At 70.6% G+C, this 17,189-nt stretch carries 13 protein-coding genes; 8 read left to right on the forward strand and 5 right to left on the reverse strand.

The features are described from left to right. Positions 1-7: 7 nt before the first annotated feature. Positions 8-823 (reverse strand): cysteate racemase, encoded by an 816-nt coding sequence (gene cuyB, locus AC07PR_RS05320; RefSeq protein WP_495134622.1) that lies wholly within the window; start codon positions 821-823, stop codon positions 8-10. A gap of 18 nt (positions 824-841) precedes the next feature. After that, positions 842-1,783: an amino acid ABC transporter substrate-binding protein gene (locus AC07PR_RS05325; protein ID WP_483109237.1), complete on the reverse strand. Its 942-nt coding sequence runs from the start codon at positions 1,781-1,783 to the stop codon at positions 842-844. Positions 1,784-1,917: 134 nt separating this feature from the next. Between AC07PR_RS05325 and AC07PR_RS05330 the strand changes: the two genes are divergently transcribed. Further along, complete coding sequence (locus AC07PR_RS05330) at positions 1,918-2,799, forward strand: LysR family transcriptional regulator (RefSeq protein ID WP_495134623.1); 882 nt, start codon at positions 1,918-1,920, stop codon at positions 2,797-2,799. On the opposite strand, the gene queG is transcribed toward AC07PR_RS05330, so the two are convergent. After that, positions 2,777-3,856 (reverse strand): tRNA epoxyqueuosine(34) reductase QueG, encoded by a 1,080-nt coding sequence (queG, locus tag AC07PR_RS05335; protein WP_495134850.1) that lies wholly within the window; start codon positions 3,854-3,856, stop codon positions 2,777-2,779. The two genes, AC07PR_RS05330 and queG, sit on opposite strands and share 23 nt — an antisense overlap. Positions 3,857-3,951: 95 nt before the next feature. Between queG and tsaE the strand changes: the two genes are divergently transcribed. From tsaE to AC07PR_RS05350, 3 genes are read left to right on the forward strand one after another with little or no spacing between them, the layout of a single operon-like run. Further along, positions 3,952-4,458 carry a tRNA (adenosine(37)-N6)-threonylcarbamoyltransferase complex ATPase subunit type 1 TsaE gene (gene tsaE / locus AC07PR_RS05340; RefSeq protein WP_495134624.1) on the forward strand — a complete coding sequence of 169 codons (507 nt, stop codon included), beginning with the start codon at positions 3,952-3,954 and terminating at the stop codon, positions 4,456-4,458. Positions 4,459-4,494: 36 nt separating this feature from the next. Next, positions 4,495-5,976, forward strand: a complete 1,482-nt coding sequence (locus tag AC07PR_RS05345) for an N-acetylmuramoyl-L-alanine amidase (RefSeq protein ID WP_495134625.1) — start codon at positions 4,495-4,497, stop codon at positions 5,974-5,976. After that, complete coding sequence (locus tag AC07PR_RS05350; protein WP_495134626.1) at positions 5,973-6,386, forward strand: hypothetical protein; 414 nt, start codon at positions 5,973-5,975, stop codon at positions 6,384-6,386. Before AC07PR_RS05345 ends, AC07PR_RS05350 begins: the two co-directional genes overlap by 4 nt. A 45-nt stretch (positions 6,387-6,431) precedes the next feature. Here the strand turns inward: AC07PR_RS05350 and AC07PR_RS05355 are convergent, their stop codons facing one another. Both AC07PR_RS05355 and AC07PR_RS05360 read right to left on the reverse strand, forming a co-directional pair. Next, the gene (locus tag AC07PR_RS05355; RefSeq protein ID WP_495134627.1) at positions 6,432-9,911 is read right to left on the reverse strand and encodes a S41 family peptidase; all 3,480 of its coding nucleotides are present in this window, start codon (positions 9,909-9,911) and stop codon (positions 6,432-6,434) included. A 246-nt stretch (positions 9,912-10,157) separates the two neighbouring features. Beyond that, positions 10,158-10,808, reverse strand: coding sequence for a DedA family protein (locus AC07PR_RS05360; RefSeq protein WP_377155629.1), 651 nt, complete (start codon positions 10,806-10,808; stop codon positions 10,158-10,160). Between the two features lie 153 nt (positions 10,809-10,961). Here AC07PR_RS05360 and mutL point away from each other — a divergent pair, with 153 nt between their 5' ends. From mutL to miaA, 4 genes are all read left to right on the forward strand, one after another. Beyond that, positions 10,962-13,010: a DNA mismatch repair endonuclease MutL gene (gene mutL / locus AC07PR_RS05365; protein ID WP_495134628.1), complete on the forward strand. Its 2,049-nt coding sequence runs from the start codon at positions 10,962-10,964 to the stop codon at positions 13,008-13,010. Positions 13,011-13,104: 94 nt separating this feature from the next. Continuing rightward, a complete protein-coding gene (locus AC07PR_RS05370; protein WP_495134629.1) occupies positions 13,105-14,865 on the forward strand; it encodes a pseudouridine synthase in 1,761 nt (586 codons plus the stop codon). Beyond that, positions 14,862-16,100, forward strand: coding sequence for a multidrug effflux MFS transporter (locus AC07PR_RS05375; protein ID WP_495134630.1), 1,239 nt, complete (start codon positions 14,862-14,864; stop codon positions 16,098-16,100). Before AC07PR_RS05370 ends, AC07PR_RS05375 begins: the two co-directional genes overlap by 4 nt. Beyond that, the gene (miaA, locus tag AC07PR_RS05380; RefSeq protein WP_495134631.1) at positions 16,097-17,107 is read left to right on the forward strand and encodes a tRNA (adenosine(37)-N6)-dimethylallyltransferase MiaA; all 1,011 of its coding nucleotides are present in this window, start codon (positions 16,097-16,099) and stop codon (positions 17,105-17,107) included. The genes AC07PR_RS05375 and miaA overlap by 4 nt, the downstream gene beginning before the upstream one ends. Positions 17,108-17,189 lie beyond the last annotated feature (82 nt).

Consider the following 17,189-nt stretch of genomic DNA (forward strand, 5'->3'; position numbering starts at 1 on the left):
AGCGGAACTACGTAGAGACCTCGTCACAGGAGCGGGAAACCCCTGGCGCACACTGAGGAAGGGTTCGGGAGTTCCGATGTGCCCAGGCCACCGTCTTGCGGGCCAGCGCCGCCGTCGCGTCGATCACCGGCAATCCGGCCGACGGCTCATCGAGCACCAGCGGTATCTCCGTGCATCCGAGCACGAGCGCGCGAGCCCCGCGTGCGCGCAGGCGCTGCGCGCACGCGGCCAATCGCGGCGCGGCGGCGGCGAGCTGTCCCGCCTTGACCTCCGCGATGGCCGGCATGATCAGCTCGAGCATCTCGCCCGCGGTCGGCAGCAGCCATTGCACCGCCCTGCCCCGCGGCGGCCTGCGGTTCAGATAGAGCCCGGAGGCCAGCGTCGCGTCGGTCGCCAGCAGGCCAACCTTGCCGCCTTCCGGCACGAGGTCGAGCGCCTCGGCGATCGCCGCGTCCACGAGGTGGATCATCGGCAGGCCCAGCGCCTGTTCGAGGTCGTCGAACCACAGGTGCGCGGTGTTGCAGGGCACGACGACCACGCCCGCGCCCGCCGCGGCCAGGCGACGGCCGCTGACGATCATCGCGGCGAGCGGCGATTCGCCCTCGCCACGGAAGGCCGCGGTGCGGTCGGGGACCTGCGGGATGCTGCTCACCACGACGGGGATGTGCTCCTGGTCCGTGGCGGCCGGCGTGGCGGCCAGCAGCTTGCGCATGAAGTCGACCGTCGCCAGCGGACCCATGCCGCCGAGGACGCCGACGATGCCCGGCGCGGCGGGCAAGGCTCCGCCCTCGCCGCGCGCGGGTCGCGGTGTGGTGTGCGTCATGACGGGATCAGTGCGTGATCAGCGCGCGGGCTTGTCCGACAGCGCCTGCAGGTTCTCCTGCAGCTCGCGGCTCATCGGCGCGCCCAGCGTGATGCCCTTGGGCGGGATCGGCGACTGGAACCACTTCTTGTAGAGCGCCTCGAACTCGCCGCTCTTCATCAGGCCCGTCAGCGTGGCGTCGACCAGCTTCTTGAACGCGGCATCGTCCTTGCGGACCATGATCGCGTAGGGCTCCACCTGGACCGGATCGCCGACCACCGCGAGCTCGGCCGGATTGAGCGCCCCGGCGCGCAACCCGTACAGCAGGATGTCGTCCATCGCGAACGCGTCGGCCCGGCCCGACTGCACCAGCAGCGCGGCGTCGGCATGGTCCTTGGCGCCGAGCATCTCGAAGCCCAGGTTCTGCTCCTGGTTCATCCGCCGCATCACCTGATAGTTGGTCGTGCCGGTGGTCGACACGACCTTGCGTCCCTTCAGGTCGGCGAAGGTCTTGATCGGCGAGCTCGACTTCACCAGCAGCCGGGTGCCCGTGTAGAAGTAGTTGATCGCGAAGTCCACCTGCTTCGCGCGCTCGCTGTTGTTGGTGGTGGAGCCGCATTCGATGTCGATCGTGCCGTTGTCCAGCAGCGGGATGCGGTTCTGCGAGGTCACGGACTGCGTGGCCACCTTCAGGTCGGCGCGGCCGGTGGCCTTCTTCACCTGCTCGACGACCTTGCCGCAGATCTCCCAGCCGAAACCGGTCGGCTGCCCGTCCGCGCCGAGGTAGGAGAACGGGATCGAGGAATCCCGGTACGCGACGGTGATCACGCCCGAGGACTTCACCTTCTCGAGCGTGCCCGAGGGCTGCGCCGCGGCGGGCCCAGCGATGAACGCGGTCATGGCGGTCAAGGCGCAGACGGCGATCGACGCGATCGGAGCCGTCGAGGCGAAGGACACGGCAACGGCACGGGGAGCGGGCATCTTCATGGCGTATTCCTTTGTCGGGAGAAGTGAAGTTTGCATGGGGTCAACGATAGTGACCATCGCCGTTTGCGAGCATCGGCATCGCGCCGCTTCGTATAAGCTGGCCTTATGTCCGTCGGCAATGTCCATCCATGCGACTGAAGCACATCGAGGTCTTCCACGCGGTCATGCTGACGGGCTCCGTGAGCGCGGCCTCGAAGCTGCTGCATGTCACCCAACCGGCGGTGACCCAGTCGCTGCAGCTGGCGGAGCTGCAACTGGGGTACGCGCTGTTCACGCGGCAACGGCGGCGCCTGATGCCGACGCGCGAGGCGCAGGCGCTCTACCCGGAGGTGCAGGCGCTGATGTCGCAGCTGGAATCGGTGCGGCGCATGGCCACGGCGCTGGGCACCGGCGAGGGACAAGGCTTCCGCATCCTGATCGTGCCCTCGCTGGCCGTGAAGGCCCTGCCCGACGCCTTGAAGGTCTTCCGCCGGCGCTATCGCGATCTGCCGATCAGCGTGCGGACGCTGCATTCGAACGACATCGCGCGGGCGATGCTGCTGCAGGAAGGCGATGTCGGCATCGTGTACGGACGCCCGTCCCACGCGGCACTCTCCGAAGAACTCGTCGCCACCGGGCGGCTGGTCTGCGCGTCGCCCCGCGGCAAGGCGGGTGCGGACCGTCGCACGACGGTGGCGCTGCAGGATCTGCTGCGGGAGCCGTTCATCCGCATCGACGAGCGCGATCCGCTGGGCGCCGTGCTCGCCGATCAGTGGGCGCGACTGGCGCTGTCGCCGCGCGCCGGCATCACGGTGCAGACGCACCACATCGCCATGGTGATGGCCGAGCAGGGATTCAGGCCGGCCATCATCGACTCCTTCACCGCCCAGGCCAGCGGCGGCGACCTGCACATCCGCACGCTGCTGCCGGAGGTGCCGGTCGAGGTCCGCGCCGTCCAGCCGCAAGGGCTGCATTCGCCGCAGCCGGTCGCGGACTTCATCGCGGCGTTCAGGCAGGCGATCGAGGAATAGCGTCCTGCGCCAGCGCCCACTCGATGTGCTCGGCCACGACGGGCGTCGCGGTCGTCAACGCGGCGTTCAGCGCCGCCAGCAGCTCCGAGCGCAGATCCGGCGCCAGGTCTTGCCTCAGCGCGTTCCCCATCGCCACGGCGATGTTGCGTTGCCATCGCGCATGGCCGATGCGTCGGATCGCGGAGCCTTCGGTGCGCTTGAGGAAGGTCGTCTCGTCCCAGCCGAAGAGTTCCAGGAGCGACGCATCTCCCAGCGGCTCGCGCCATTCGAAGTCCGGCAGCGGGTTCCTGCGCGCAAACTTGTTCCAGGGGCACGCGAGCTGGCAGTCGTCGCAGCCGTAGATGCGGTTGCCGATCGCCTCGCGGAACTCGATCGGGATGGGACCGTCCTGCTCGATCGTCAGGTAGCTGATGCAGCGCCGCGCGTCGAGGCGGTACGGGGCGATGATCGCCCCCGTCGGGCAGGCGTCGAGGCAGGCGCGGCACTGGCCGCAATGCGCGGTGACCGGCTCGCTGGTCGGCAGCGCGAGGTCCAGGTAGATCTCCCCGAGGAAGAACATCGACCCGCTGTCGCGATGCAACGTCAGCGTGTGCTTGCCGCGCCAGCCGATGCCGGAGCGGCTGGCGAGCTCGACCTCCAGCACCGGCGCGGAATCGGTGAACACGCGGTGCCCCATCGGGCCGACGCGTTCCTGGATACGGTCCGCCAGTTGCTGCAGCCGCTGGCGCAGCACCTTGTGATAGTCCCGGCCGCGGGCATAGAGCGAGACCTGCGCGCGCGCCGGGTCGCGCATCGCGGCCCATTCGCGGTCCTGCCAGTCGTCGCCGGCGGCCTCGGGCAGATAGTCCATGCGGGCGGTCAGGATGCTGATCGTGCCCGGCACCAGTTCGGCGGGTCGAGCGCGCTTGAGGCCGTGCGCGGCCATGTACCGCATCTCGCCATGGAAACCGGCGTCGAGCCAGGCCTGCAAACCGGCTTCCGCGTCGCTCAGATCGACGTGGGCCACCCCAATCTGTGAGAATCCGAACTCAAGCGCCCAGGCGCGGACCTCGACCATCAGCGCACGCAGCGCGTCGGGGTCTCGGGAGGGGCTCGACGGGTCATCGGAGGACGCGTCGGGCCGTGGCGTGTTGACCAGGGAATTCATCGCAGTTGAGCATTCTAGAAACCCGCCCGTACCGTTGGCCCGACGAGGCCGCCTGCGAACGTTTCGCACAGGCGTTGGCCCGCTGTCCGCAGATCGCGGACCTGAGCATTGAACTCGACGGCGGCCTGGGGGCCGGCAAGACCAGCCTGGTCCGTCATCTGCTGCGCGCGCTGGGCGTCACCGGCCGCATCAAGAGCCCGAGTTACGCCGTGGTCGAAGACTACGCCCCGCCGGGCCTGGGCGGCCTGCCCGCCCATCATTTCGACTTCTACCGCTTCAGCGATCCGCGCGAGTGGGAGGACGCGGGCTTCCGCGACCTGTTCGCCGCGCCGGGACTCAAGCTCAGCGAATGGCCCGAGAAGGCCGCCGGCATGCTGCCGACGCCGGACCTGCGGCTGTTCCTCACGGTCAACGACGACGACAGCCGCGACGTTCGGGCTGAAGCGCACACGGTGCGGGGTCAGGGTTTGCTGGTGGAGTTGGACCGGCAACTGGCCGGACCGTCCCACTGATCCGACGGCAAGCGCCCGCCACACATGAACGCAGACATGAACGGAGACATGACCGGCCTGCCCTCCTCCACCGCAGACACGACGCCGACGCGCGCCGACCTGCCCTCGCGGAGCCGCCGCAAGGCCCTGGGCCGCATGGGCGCGACGGTGCTGAGCTTCTCCGTGCTGCCCGCCGTGCCGGCGCTGGCCGCGAGCGCCACCAACATCGTCGCGGTGCGGGTCTGGCCGGCGAGCGACTACACCCGCGTGACGATCGAATCCGATCGGCAACTGGCCGCGAAGAGCTTCATGGCGGCGAATCCGGACCGGCTCGTGATCGACATCGACGGGCTGGAGTTGAACGCGGGCCTGAAGGAGCTGCTGGGCAAGGTCAAGCCGGACGATCCGTTCATCGCGGGCGTTCGCGTGGGACAGAACCAGCCGCGCGTGGTGCGCATCGTGCTGGACCTGAAGCAGACGGTGGCGCCGCAGGTGTTCACGATCGAGCCGGTGGCGGCCTACCAGAACCGGCTGGTGCTGGACCTGTACCCGACGCGCGAGCGCGATCCGCTGCTGGACCTGGTGCGTGGCAAGGAAGCGGCCGAGTCCGCCGCGGCGCAGTCGGTGAACGACGCGCTGGGCGAGCTGATCGGCCGCATCGACCGGCCGCTGTCGGCGGCCTCGTCGGCCGAGCAGGCCGCGAGCGCCGCCGCCACGCCGCCGCGCCCGGCGAGCGCGACGGCGATCGCGAAGATCGACACCCCGCCCCCGCCCGCGCCGCCGCTGAAGGAAGTGGCGCCGGAGATGAGCCAGACCAAGCTGGACCGGCTGATCGTGATCGCGATCGATCCGGGCCACGGCGGCGAGGATCCGGGCGCCATCGGGCCCACGGGCCTGAGAGAGAAGGACGTGGTGCTGGCGATCGGCAAGAAGCTGCGCGACCGGCTGAACGCGAACCCGCGCATCCGCGTGATGATGACGCGCGACGCCGACTTCTTCGTCCCGCTGGGCGAGCGCGTGCGCAAGGCGCGGCGGGTGCAGGCCGACCTGTTCGTGTCGATCCACGCGGACGCCTTCATCACGCCGAAGGCGCGCGGCGCGTCGGTCTTCGCGCTGTCGACCAGCGGCGCGAGCTCGACGAACGCGCGCTGGATGGCCGACAAGGAGAACGCCGCCGACGTGATCGGCGGCGTCAACACCAAGGCGGTGAAGGACGCGGGCGTGCTGCGCGCGATGCTGGACATGAGCACCTCGGCGCAGATCAAGGACAGCCTGAAGCTGGGCGGCGAGGTGCTGGGTCAGATCGGCAAGCTCGCCAAGCTGCACAAGGGCAGCGTCGAGCAGGCCGGCTTCGCGGTGCTGAAGGCGCCGGACGTGCCGTCGATCCTGGTGGAGACGGCCTTCATCTCCAACCCCGAGGAAGAGGCGAGATTGCGCGATCCGGACTACCAGGACGACCTGGTCAAGGCGCTGGCGACGGGCATCGCGCGCTACTTCGCGAAGAACCCGCCGCTGGCGGCGAGACACCGCGCGCTGTGACGGTGCTCGAGGATCAGCCTGCGGCGCCCCGGCCGCTGTTCGGGTTCGGCTCGATCCTGCTGGCGGGGTTCATCGGCGGGCCGCCCGCGGCGGGCGTGCTGGCGTTCCTCAACCTGCGAACGGCACCGGCTCGCGCACGCCATCTGGCGCTCGGCTTCTTCGTGGCGGCGTCCGCCGTCTGGTGGTGGTGCCTGACGCAGGTTCCACCGGATGCCCTCTCGCAGCTGCTGGCCCATCTCCCGGTCTGGGCCGTCCTGAGCTTGCCCGCCTGGCTGATGCTGCGCGGATCTCACCGCGCCCACAAGGTAGCGGGCGGAGCGTTCAGGTCTGCGTGGGCGGCAGTCGGGATTGCAGTGCTCGTCCGGGTCGCGCTGGCGGTGGTGACGCAGACAACAAGCTTCTTCCAATGAAAAACGGGGCCTCAGCCCCGTTCCGTTTCGTGATGGCGAGATGCCTTACTTGCCGACCTGCGTCGGCATCGCCGGCGCCGTCGTGCGCTGGATCGGTTTCCAGGTCTTGAGGCGTTCAAGGACGCTCGCCACGCCCGCTTCCAGCTGCACATCGCGTCCCGCGTTCACCGCCACCGGGTCCAGATCGACATCGATGTCCGGCGCGACGCCTTCGTTCTCGATGCGCCACTCGCCTTCCGGCGTGAAGAAGCGGAAGAACGGCACCACGAGGAAGCCGCCGTCGATCAGGCTCGGGTTCGCCGAGATGCCGATCAGGCCGCCCCAGGTCCGCTTGCCGATCAACGGGCCCAGGCCCGTGCGCTTGAACGCATAGGGCATGAAGTCGCCGCCGGAGCCCGCGTCCTGGTCGATCAGCATCGCCTTGGGACCGTAGATCGCGCCCGCGGGCGTGTCGTAGATCAGGCCGTCGCGGTCCTTCCAGCTGCCCAGGTAGGCGCGGTTCAGCAGCTCCGTCACGTAGTTCGCCGCCTGGCCGCCGCCGTTGCGGCGGTCATCGACGATCAGCCCCGGCTTGTCCACCTGCGCGAAGAACATCCGGTTGAAGTGCTGGAAGCCCGGACCCGCCGTGTCCGGCATGTAGACGTAGGCGATCTTGCCGCCGCTCAGGCGATCCACTTCCTCGCGGTTGTGGTCGATCCAGGCCCACTGGCGCAGCCGGCCCTCGGTCGCGATCGGCTCCACGGTCACGCGGCGCGCGCCCTGCCCGTTCGCGTTGGCCGACACCGTCAGCTGCACCTGCTTGCCGACCGTGTTCTCCAGCTGCTGGTACAGGTTGTGCGCGCCGTCCACCGGCTGGCCGTTGACCGCCAGCAGGTAGTCGCCTTCCTTGACGCCCAGGCCCGGTGCCGCCAGCGGCGCCTTCAGGTAGGGATCCCAGCGGTCGCCCTTGAAGATCGTCTTGATGCGGTACCGGCCGTTCTCGACACTGAAGTCCGCGCCCAGCAGGCCCACCGCGACACGCGCCTCCTGGTGCACGTCGCCGCCGCCCGTGCGGTTGTGGCCGACCTGCAGCTCGCCGATCATCTCGACGAGCAGGTCGTTGAGGTCCTCGCGGCGCTGCAGACCCGCCACCAGCGGCGAATAACGCTGGTACACGCCCTTCCAGTCGAGGCCGTGCAGGTTGGGGTCGTAGAAGAACTCCTTCTCCATCCACCAGGTCTCGTCGAAGATCTGACGCCATTCGGCGCGCGGATCCACGCGGGTCTTCAGGCCCGACAGGTCGATGCTCTTGGTATCGATCTTCTCCTTGGCATCGGCGATCTCCAGGCGGCCGCCGCCCGGGCTCAGCAGGATCTTCTTGCCGTCGGGGCTCAGGCTGTAGCCCTCGATCTGCGGCTTGACCAGCTTGGCCTTCTTCTCCTCGAAGTCGAAGCGGTACAGATCGCCCTTGCCGGCGTTGCCGGCCTCGGCGTCGATGGACACGCCCGGCTGCTTGCGCTCGATGTAGAACAGCGCGCCGTCGTCCGCGACGGCCAGGTCGTCGTAGCGCGCGGTCGACACCGGCAGGCCGACGATGCGGTCCTTCAGGCCGGCGAAGTCGATGCGCACCGGCTTGACCTTGGGCTTCACGTCCTTGCCGTCATCCTTCTTGCCGGACTTCCCGTCGTCCTTCGACTCCTTGGCGTCCTTGTCGGCCTTCTCCGACTTGTCGGCCTTCTCGCCCTTCTCGGACTTGTCCGACTTGTCGTCCTTCTTGTCCTCGTCCGCCTTCTTGTCCTTGCCGTCCTCGTCACCGGCCTTGGGCTCGAGCGGCGACTTGCCGTCCGCGCGCAGCACCGCCGCGTACAGGCCCATGCGCAGCGAGCGCTCCTGCGTGGACATGTCCAGGCCCACCTGGGCCGGGCCCGAGTTGATCGACGCGGCGAAGAACAGCACGTCGCCCTTGGTCGAGAACGCCGGCAGGTTGGCGTGGCTCAGGCCGTCGGTGACCGTGTGCTGCTGACCGGTCTGGAAGTCGGCGATGCGGACCTGGCTGAAGAAGTTCTTGCCCACCACCGTGTAGGCCAGGTAACGACCGTCGGGCGAGAAGCCGACGTCGAAGCCGGCGCGACGCTCGCTGCTGTCGATCTTCGCCAGCTTGCCCGACTGCGCGCCGGTCAACGGCAGCTGGTACAGGTTCAGGTGGTTGTCCTGCAGCACCAGCCGCGCGCCGTCGGGCGACCACGCGAGCAGCGTGTAGTAGCCGGTCTCCGGCAGCAGCAGCTTGCGCGTGGGCTTGTTGGCGGCCTGGTCGCCGAGCTGGTCGCGGATCACGACCTGGTGGCGCATGCCGGGCTCGTCGGAGACGTAGGCGACCTGCTGGCCGTCGGGGCTCCACAGGCCGTCCTTCTCGCGCACGCCGGAGGTCTGCGTCAGGTTGCGCACGACGCCGTCCTTCACCGGCACGGAGAAGATCTCGCCGCGCGCGCTCACCACGACGCGCTTGCCGGTCGCCGACAGCGACGCGCCGGTCATCGTCTTGGCGGCGTCCTTCCACTGCACGCGCGCCTCGTTGCTCGGCTCGTTCAGCGCGATGCTGAGGAAACGCGCGGTGCCGCCGTCGATGCCGACTTCCTTCAGCTGGCCGCCGGCCTCGTAGACGATGCGGCCGTCACGGCCGTCGGCGCTGCGGACGTCCCAGACGGTTTCCTTCGTCAGCTGGCGCAGCGCCTTGGTCCTGGTGTTGAACGCGAACAGGTTGGCCGCGCCGTCGTTGCGGTCGGAGATGAAGACGACCTCGTCGCCCATCCAGATCGGGTTGCTGTCGGTCGCGTTGACGTGGGGGATCTGCTCCCAGGTCTTGCCCTTGGGATCGAGGATCCAGATCGGCGGCGTCGTGCCGCCGCGGCTCTGGCGCCAGCCGCTCGGGCCGACGTACGCGGCCGCGTAGGGGCGGTAGGCCAGGCGCGTGCCGTCGGGCGACCACGTGCCTTCGAAGGCCACGGCCTCCATCACCTTCTGCTCGAAGCCGCCGTCGACCGGCACTTCGAAGAGCTGCCGGCTGCGGTTGTTCAGCACCTCGCGGTTGGAGGCGAACAGCACACGCTTGCCGTCGGGGCTCCAGCCGGTCACCACGTCGGCGGCCGGGTGCCAGGTCAGGCGACGGGGCTGGCCGCCGCTGGCGGCGATGACGTAGACATCGGTGTTGCCGTCGTAACCCGCGGAGAACGCGATCCACTGGCCGTCCGGCGAGAAGCGCGGCGCGAACTCGGCGGCCGCGTGGCCGGCGAGCCGGCGCGGCTGGCTGCCGTCGCGGTTGGCGATCCACAGGTCGCCGCCGTAGACGAAGGCCAGATGGCGCGCGGACACGGCGGGCTCGCGCAGCAGCAGGGTCACGGCTTGCGTCGGTGCGGTCGTCGTGGCCGTCGCGGCGGCGGATGCGATGACGGCAGGCTGGGCCTGCTGAGCCTGTGTCGGGGCTGCCGCGATGACGGCGGTCAGACTCAGGGCCAGGGTGATGGCCTTGCTGAGGATGCTGGGTTGCATGAGCGTGATCGGCGGTGAAAACAGCGGGCGAGGATAGCCCTGCGATTTCACCGTGACGAAGCTCACCCCCGGGGTTTGCGCGCTCTGCGGGTCGGTGTTTTCCCTTTAGGTGCCGCCTGCCTGCCGCGACCGGGGCGTTGGCCGCTGGGGCATTGGGCCACAGGCGTCAAGCGCCTGAACCCCAAGCCCCACCGTCCCCAACCGCTCGTGGCGTACGACGTCTTAGCGGCTCGCTGTCTGCGTCGATCAGGCGGTGGTGGTCTTCGCGCGTGAGGCGCGCCATCCACCGTACAACGCGATCAGGCCCGGGATCAGGATCATGGCCCAGATGATCTTGCTGAGATGGGTCTGCACGAACGGGATGTTGCCGAAGAGGTAGCCCGCCATCGTCAGGCCCACGACCCAGATGACGCCGCCGGCGACGTTGTAGGCGGTGAAGCGGCTGCGGGTCATCGCCGCGACGCCGGCCACGAAGGGCGCGAAGGTGCGGATGAAGGGCATGAAGCGGGCGAGGATGATGGTGACGCCGCCGTGCTTCTCGTAGAACTCATGCGCGGCGTCGAAGGCGCGCTTGTTGAAGAAGCGCGACTGCTCCCACTGGAAGACCTTCGGCCCGAAGTAGCGCCCGATCGTGTAGTTGCACTGGTCGCCCAGGATCGCGGCGACGAGCAGCACGGCGATCGCCAGCGGCAGGCTCATCATCCCGGTCCCGCACAGCGCGCCGACGACGAACAGCAGCGAGTCGCCCGGCAGGAAGGGCATCACCACGAGGCCGGTCTCGACGAACACGATCAGGAACAGCAGCGCGTACACCCACATGCCGTAGGCGGTGACGAACTCGGCGAGGTGCTTGTCGACATGCAGGATGAAGTCGACGAGGAAGTGCATCAGGTCCATGGGCGCGGATTATGGCGGGCGGTTCCCGGTCAACCGGTGACGAAACGCGAGATTGACCGACTCGGAAATGCGGTGTGGTCCACCGAACAGAGTCAAGCCCTCAGATCGGCAGTGATCGGCCCCGGAACCGCGCCACCTTCTACAATCGCCCCCATGGACGACACCCTCGCCCCGACGGCGAACGCCGCGGCCGCATTCGACACCGCCGCCCCCGCGGGCCGGCGCGCGATCCGCGAACTCCCCGATGAACTGATCTCCCAGATCGCCGCCGGCGAGGTCGTCGAACGCCCGGCCTCCGTCGTGCGCGAACTGGTGGACAACGCGCTGGACGCCGGCGCCGGCCAGATCCAGCTCAAGCTGATCGCCGGCGGCATCCGCAGCCTCATCGTCGAGGACGACGGCCACGGCATCCCCGACGGCGAACTGCCCCTGGCCATCAAGCGCCACGCCACCAGCAAGATCGGCACGCTGAACGACCTCGAGGCCGTCGCGACGATGGGCTTCCGCGGCGAAGCCCTCGCCGCCGTCTCGTCCATCGCCGAACTGGCCCTGGTCTCGCGCTACGACGGCGCCGCCCATGCCTGGCGCCTGGAAGCCCGCACCGGTGAGCTCAGCCCCGCCGCCCGCGCCAGAGGCACTTCCGTCGAAGTCCGCGAGCTGTTCTTCAACACGCCCGCCCGCCGCAAGTTCCTGAAGAGCGAGAGCACCGAGCTCGCCCATTGCCTCGAAGCGCTGCGCCGCCACGCGCTGGCCCGGCCCGACGTCGGCTTCGCCGTCTGGCACGAGGGCAAGCTGGTCGACCAGTGGCGCGCCTCCCCGCTGCCGCAGCGGATCGCGGAAGTCCTCAACGAGGACTTCATCGCGCAGAGCCGCGAGGTGTTCGCCGAGGTCGGCCCGATGCGCATCCACGGTCGCGTCGGCCTGCCCGAAGCCGCCCGCAGCCGCGCCGACATGCAGTACGTCTACGTCAACGGCCGCTACGTGCGCGACAAGCTGATCGCCCACGCGATCCGCTCCGCCTTCGACGACGTCCTGCACGGCCACCGCCAGCCGAGCTACGTGCTGTTCATCGACGTCCAGCCCGAGCTGGTCGACGTCAACGTCCATCCGACCAAGATCGAGGTCCGCTTCCGCGACGGCCGCGAGATCCACCAGCAGGTGCGCCGCGCCGTGGTGGCCGCGCTCGCGCTCTCGCGCAGCAGCGAGGAAAGCCAGTCGACCGCGGCGCCGCTCGCCACGACCGGCGAGCCCGCCGCCTCGCCGGGCCGCCAGCGCTGGACCGGCACGCCGGCCTGGGAACAGGGCGGCATGGCCGGTGCACCGGGCACCTCGATCGCATCGGGCATGGACGGACAGGCCGCGGGCGACGCCGCTTCCAGCCAGTTCGCCTACGAGCCGCCGGCCCCCTACACCGCGCCCTCCGCCCGGTTCGCCGGCCCCGAGGGCTGGCGTGCCCCGATCCCGACCCGCGCGCAGACGGCGCTCGCGCTGGAACAGGCCGAGGCGCTCTACGCTTCCGGCCCCAGAAGCGGCCTGCCGACCACGCCGGCCTCGGCTTCCGCGCTGTCGGCGCTGGGCGCCGCGCCCGCCGCCCCGCTGCCGTCGAGCCAGGCCGGCGAATGGCCGCTGGGCCGCGCGATCGCGCAGATCCAGGGCATCTACGTGCTGGCCGAGAACGCGCAGGGCCTGATCATCATCGACATGCATGCGGCCCATGAGCGCGTGGTCTACGAACGCCTGAAGGCCGCGCTCGGCGAGACCCGCATCGACTCGCAGCCGCTGCTGATCCCGGTGACCTTCGCCGCGACGCCGGCCGAGATCGCCACCGCCGAGGCGCAGTCCGAAACGCTGCGACGCCTGGGGCTCGACATCTCCCCGCTGTCGGCGAAGGTGCTCGCGGTGCGCGAACGCCCGGCGCTGCTGGCCGGCGGCGATGTCGTCGAACTCGCGCGCGGCGTGCTGGCCGAACTGGCACAGTTCGACGCCAGCCATGCGATCGAGCGCGCGCAGCATGAGATCCTCGCCACGATGGCCTGCCACGGCGCGGTGCGGGCCAATCGCCAGCTCACGATCGACGAGATGAATGCGCTGCTGCGCGACATGGAACGCACGGAACGCGCCGATCAATGCAACCATGGGCGCCCGACCTGGCGCCAACTGACCCTGCGCGACCTCGACGCGCTGTTCCTGCGCGGGCGCTGAGTCCGGGCGACTCAACGCGCCCGCCCGTCGTCCGTTCCCTCGCTCCCCTCTTTTTCCGGCGGATCCCCGCAATTCACCCCGAAGCAGTACCGACATGGCCACGCTCAAACTCAACAAGAACAAACCGGCCGATGCCAAGTCGGCGGACGACAAGGGGCCGCGCCGCGCGCCGCTGCGCGGAAAAGGCGTCAACAAGCCGCGCCCGACGCTGGCACAAGCCCAGACCGACCGCGCCGAACGCGAGGCGGCGTTCCAGAAGCGCCTGGCTGAGGAAGGCCGTGAACGACGTGACCCGCGCCGTGACGATCGCGGCCAGGACACCCGCGGCCCGCAGGGACGCGACGACCGCCGCGGCGGTCCCGGCGGCCGGCCACCGCGCGAAGGCGGAGGCTACGGCGACCGTCCGCGCTCGGATGACCGCCCCCGCTTCGACGGCGACCGTCCCCGCCGGGATGACCGCTACGGCGATCGTCCCGCCCGTCCTCAAGGGGATCGTCCGCAAGGCGACCGCCCGTATGGGGACCGCCCTCAGGGGGACCGTTCCTATGGCGACCGGCCGCAGGGGGATCGCTCGCACGGCAACCGTCCGCAAGGGGATCGTCCTTATGGCGACCGTCCTCAGGGAGATCGCCCCTACGGTGATCGTCCGCAACGCGACCGCGCCTATGGCGACCGGCCTCAAGGCGACCGTCCCCGGGGTGATCGGCCGTATGGCGACCGGCCGTATGGCGACCGTCCCTCTGGCGACCGTCCCTCTGGCGACCGTCCCCAGGGCGACCGGCCTTACGGGGACCGCCCTCAAGGCAACCGCTCCTACGGGGACCGCCCGCGCGATGATCGCGGTGGCGACCGGGGCGGCGACCGCTATGGCCGCGGCAACGAAGGCTCGCGCTACGGCAACGGCCCCGGCGCCGGTCCGGGCGCCCGCTACGGCGACGACCGCCCGCGTCGCGCGCCTTACGGCGACCGCGATCCCGGCCACCCGTCCGACGTCCATGCCCGCGCCGAGCGCGAGGAGCGCGCCGAGCGCACCGACCGCCCGCGTCAGCCGGACGCGCCGCGCCAGCCCGCGCCGGTGCGCCTCGCCGACCAGGATGCCGGTGAGCGCCTGTCCAAGCGCATGAGCGAACTCGGCCTGGCCTCGCGCCGCGAAGCCGATGAATGGATCGAATCCGGCTGGGTGACCGTGGACGGCCAGCTCGCGACGCTCGGCCAGCGCGTCGGCCCCGACGCGAAGATCGAGGTCGACCCCGCCGCCCGCGAACAGCAGGCGCAGCGCGTGACCATCCTGCTGAACAAGCCGATCGGCTACGTCTCCGGCCAGGCCGAGGACGGCTACGAGCCTGCCTCGGTGCTGGTCAAGGCCGACACCCATTGGGGCGAGGATCCGTCCAAGATCCACTGGGCGCCGGGCCACGGCCGCGGCCTCGCGCCGGCGGGACGCCTGGACATCGACTCCACGGGCCTGCTGGTGCTGACGCAGGACGGTCGCATCGCGCGCCACCTGATCGGCGAGGACTCCGACGTCGAGAAGGAGTACCTGGTCCGCGTCGCCATCGAGAACGGCGATCCGGAGCAGGCCCCGCAGCACGCGCTCGACCCGCGCGCGGTCGCGATGCTGATCCACGGTCTGGAACTGGACGGCGTGCAGTTGAAGCCCGCCAAGGTGAGCTGGGCCAACGAGGACCAGCTGCGCTTCGTCCTGCGCGAGGGCCGCAAGCGCCAGATCCGCCGGATGTGCGAACTGGTCGGGCTGAAGGTGCTGGGCCTGAAGCGCGTGCGCATCGGCCGCATCCCGCTGGGTCAGCTCCCGCCGGGACAGTGGCGCTACCTCGCGCCCTGGGAGCGCTTTTGAGCGTTCCGTCGCCGGCGGCCGCTGACCGCGGCGCGAGCCCCGCGCCCGCGCTGCAGGTCGTCGCGCTGGCGATGCTGCTGGGACTGCAGCCGGTCACAACCGACCTCTATCTGCCCGCCCTGCCCGGCCTGCGCGCCGATCTGCAGGCGGGCATGGGCGCGACGCAGCTGACGCTGTCCGCGCTGATGCTCGCGTTCGGACTCTCCCAACTGGTGCTGGGCCCGCTGGGCGATCGCTTCGGCCGGCGGCCGGTGCTGCTGGGCGGGCTGTCGCTGTACGTCGTCGCCGCGATCGGCGCGGCGCTGGCCTCGACGATCGAGGGCCTCGTCGCCTGCCGCGCGCTGCAGGGTCTGGGCCTGGCGGCGTCGGTCGTCGTCGCGCGGGCGATGCTGCGCGACTGGTTCGAGCCCCAGGAAGGCGCACGGATGATGGCCAAGGCGCTGTCCGGCCTCGGCGTCATCGCGCTGGCCTCGCCGCTGATCGGCGGCGTGCTCGCGGCCGGTCTCGGCTGGCGCTGGGCGATCCTGGCGACCGCCGTCTTCGGCGCCGCGACGCTGGCGCTGATCGCGCTGCGCGTCCCCGAAAGCCTGCCTCGTCCCGACCCCGCCGCGCTGCGTCCCTCGGGTCTCGTCGCCAACTGGCGGACCGTGCTCTCGAACCCGACCTTCCGCGCCTACGCGCTGCTCACCGCGCTCGCCTACGCGACGCTGTACGCCTTCCTCGCCGGCTCCAGCTTCGTGTTCATCGAGGTCCTGGGCCTGCGCCACCACGCCTACGGCGCGCTCGTCGCGGGCGGCGCCGCGCTCTACGTCACCGGCACGCTGATCTGCCGCCGCTGGCTGCGCACGCTGAGCATCGCCGACACCGTCGCGCGCGGCGCGTGCTTCACCGCGCTGGGCGCGCTGGGCATGGGCCTCGCCGCCTTCGTGCTGCCGCCGTCGCCGTGGGCGCTGATGATCCCGCACGTCGGCATCATGATCGGCCACGGCGTGCTCCAGCCCTGCGGTCAGGCCGGCGCGGTCGGGCCGTTCCCGCGCCAGGCCGGCGCGGCGGCGGCGCTGTCGGGCTTCGCGATCGCGCTCGCCGCCTTCGCCGTCGGCGCGTGGCTCAGCGCCAGCCTCGACGGCACCGTGACGCCGCTCGCCGCCACGATGATGGTGCTGGGCCTGTGCACCGCCACCTGCGCCTGGACGCTGGTCCGTCGGCACGGCCAGCCCTCGCCCCGACCCGCATGAGCGACCTCCGCCGCCCCGATACCGTGATCGACGCCGAGATCGACGCCGTGATCGACGCCAACCGCCCGGCGTGGCACGACCTGACCCCGCTCTGCATCGCCGGCCCGACGGGCTGCGGCAAGACCGCCGCGGCGCTCGCGATCGCGCGCCGCCAGCCGGTCGAGATCATCAGCGTCGACTCCGCACTGGTGTACCGCGGCATGGACATCGGCACGGCCAAGCCGACGCCGGACGAGCTCGCGTCCGTGCCGCACCACCTGATCGACATCCTCGAGCCGATGGCGAGCTACTCCGCCGCGCAGTTCGTCCGCGACGCCCTGCGACTCGTGCCGGAGATCCAGTCGCGCGGCGCGCGTCCGCTGCTCGTGGGCGGCACGATGCTGTACTTCAAGGCGCTCTTCGACGGCCTGTCGGAGCTGCCGCAGGCCGACCCCGCGCTGCGGGCGCAACTCGACGCCGAGGCCGCGCGCGACGGCTGGCCCGCGATGCACGCGCGGCTGGCCACGCTCGATCCCGAGACCGCCGCGCGACTGGCGCCGCTGGACGCGCAGCGCATCCAGCGCGCGCTGGAGGTCTGCCTGCTCAGCGGCGAGCCGATGTCGGCGCTCTACCAGCGCCAGCGCTCTCAGGGCGTCGACTGGCCGCTGATCTCGCTCGAACCCTCGGACGAGGCCCGCGCCTGGCTGCATGCGCGGCTCGGGCAGCGCTTCGCGCTCATGCTGGAACAGGGCTTCATCGACGAGGTCCGCCGCCTGCGCGCGCGCGGCGACCTGCACCTCGGCCTGCCGTCGATGCGTTGCGTCGGCTACCGCCAGGCGTGGGAACTCCTCGACGCGAACGAGGCCGCGCCCGACCTCGCGGCGCTGCAGGAACTCGGCACCGCGGCGACGCGGCAGCTCGCCAAGCGCCAGATCACCTGGCTGCGCAGCATGCCGGCGCGCCGCATCGTGCCGGCCGAGGCGCCGGACGCGCTCGACCGGCTGATCGCACACGTCGACACGATCTGACCGGGCGCCCGCCGGGACAGGCGCCACAATCCCTCGATCGACCTCCGGCTTCTCCACGACGATCTGGAAGAGGGTTCCGACG

Source organism: Roseateles sp. GW821-FHT09H11, from assembly GCF_059415845.1.

Bases quoted from the DNA above. Each gene is read 5' to 3' on its own strand.
- miaA (WP_495134631.1), top strand. From the start codon at position 16,097: ATGAGCGACCTCCGCCGCCCCGATACCGTGATCGACGCCGAGATCGAC.
- AC07PR_RS05370 (WP_495134629.1), top strand. From the start codon at position 13,105: ATGGCCACGCTCAAACTCAACAAGAACAAACCGGCCGATGCCAAGTCG.
- mutL (WP_495134628.1), top strand. From the start codon at position 10,962: ATGGACGACACCCTCGCCCCGACGGCGAACGCCGCGGCCGCATTCGAC.
- AC07PR_RS05330 (WP_495134623.1), top strand. From the start codon at position 1,918: ATGCGACTGAAGCACATCGAGGTCTTCCACGCGGTCATGCTGACGGGC.
- queG (WP_495134850.1), bottom strand. From the start codon at position 3,856: ATGGTCGAGGTCCGCGCCTGGGCGCTTGAGTTCGGATTCTCACAGATT.
- AC07PR_RS05325 (WP_483109237.1), bottom strand. From the start codon at position 1,783: ATGCCCGCTCCCCGTGCCGTTGCCGTGTCCTTCGCCTCGACGGCTCCG.
- AC07PR_RS05355 (WP_495134627.1), bottom strand. From the start codon at position 9,911: ATGCAACCCAGCATCCTCAGCAAGGCCATCACCCTGGCCCTGAGTCTG.
- AC07PR_RS05345 (WP_495134625.1), top strand. From the start codon at position 4,495: ATGAACGGAGACATGACCGGCCTGCCCTCCTCCACCGCAGACACGACG.
- cuyB (WP_495134622.1), bottom strand. From the start codon at position 823: ATGACGCACACCACACCGCGACCCGCGCGCGGCGAGGGCGGAGCCTTG.
- AC07PR_RS05360 (WP_377155629.1), bottom strand. From the start codon at position 10,808: ATGGACCTGATGCACTTCCTCGTCGACTTCATCCTGCATGTCGACAAG.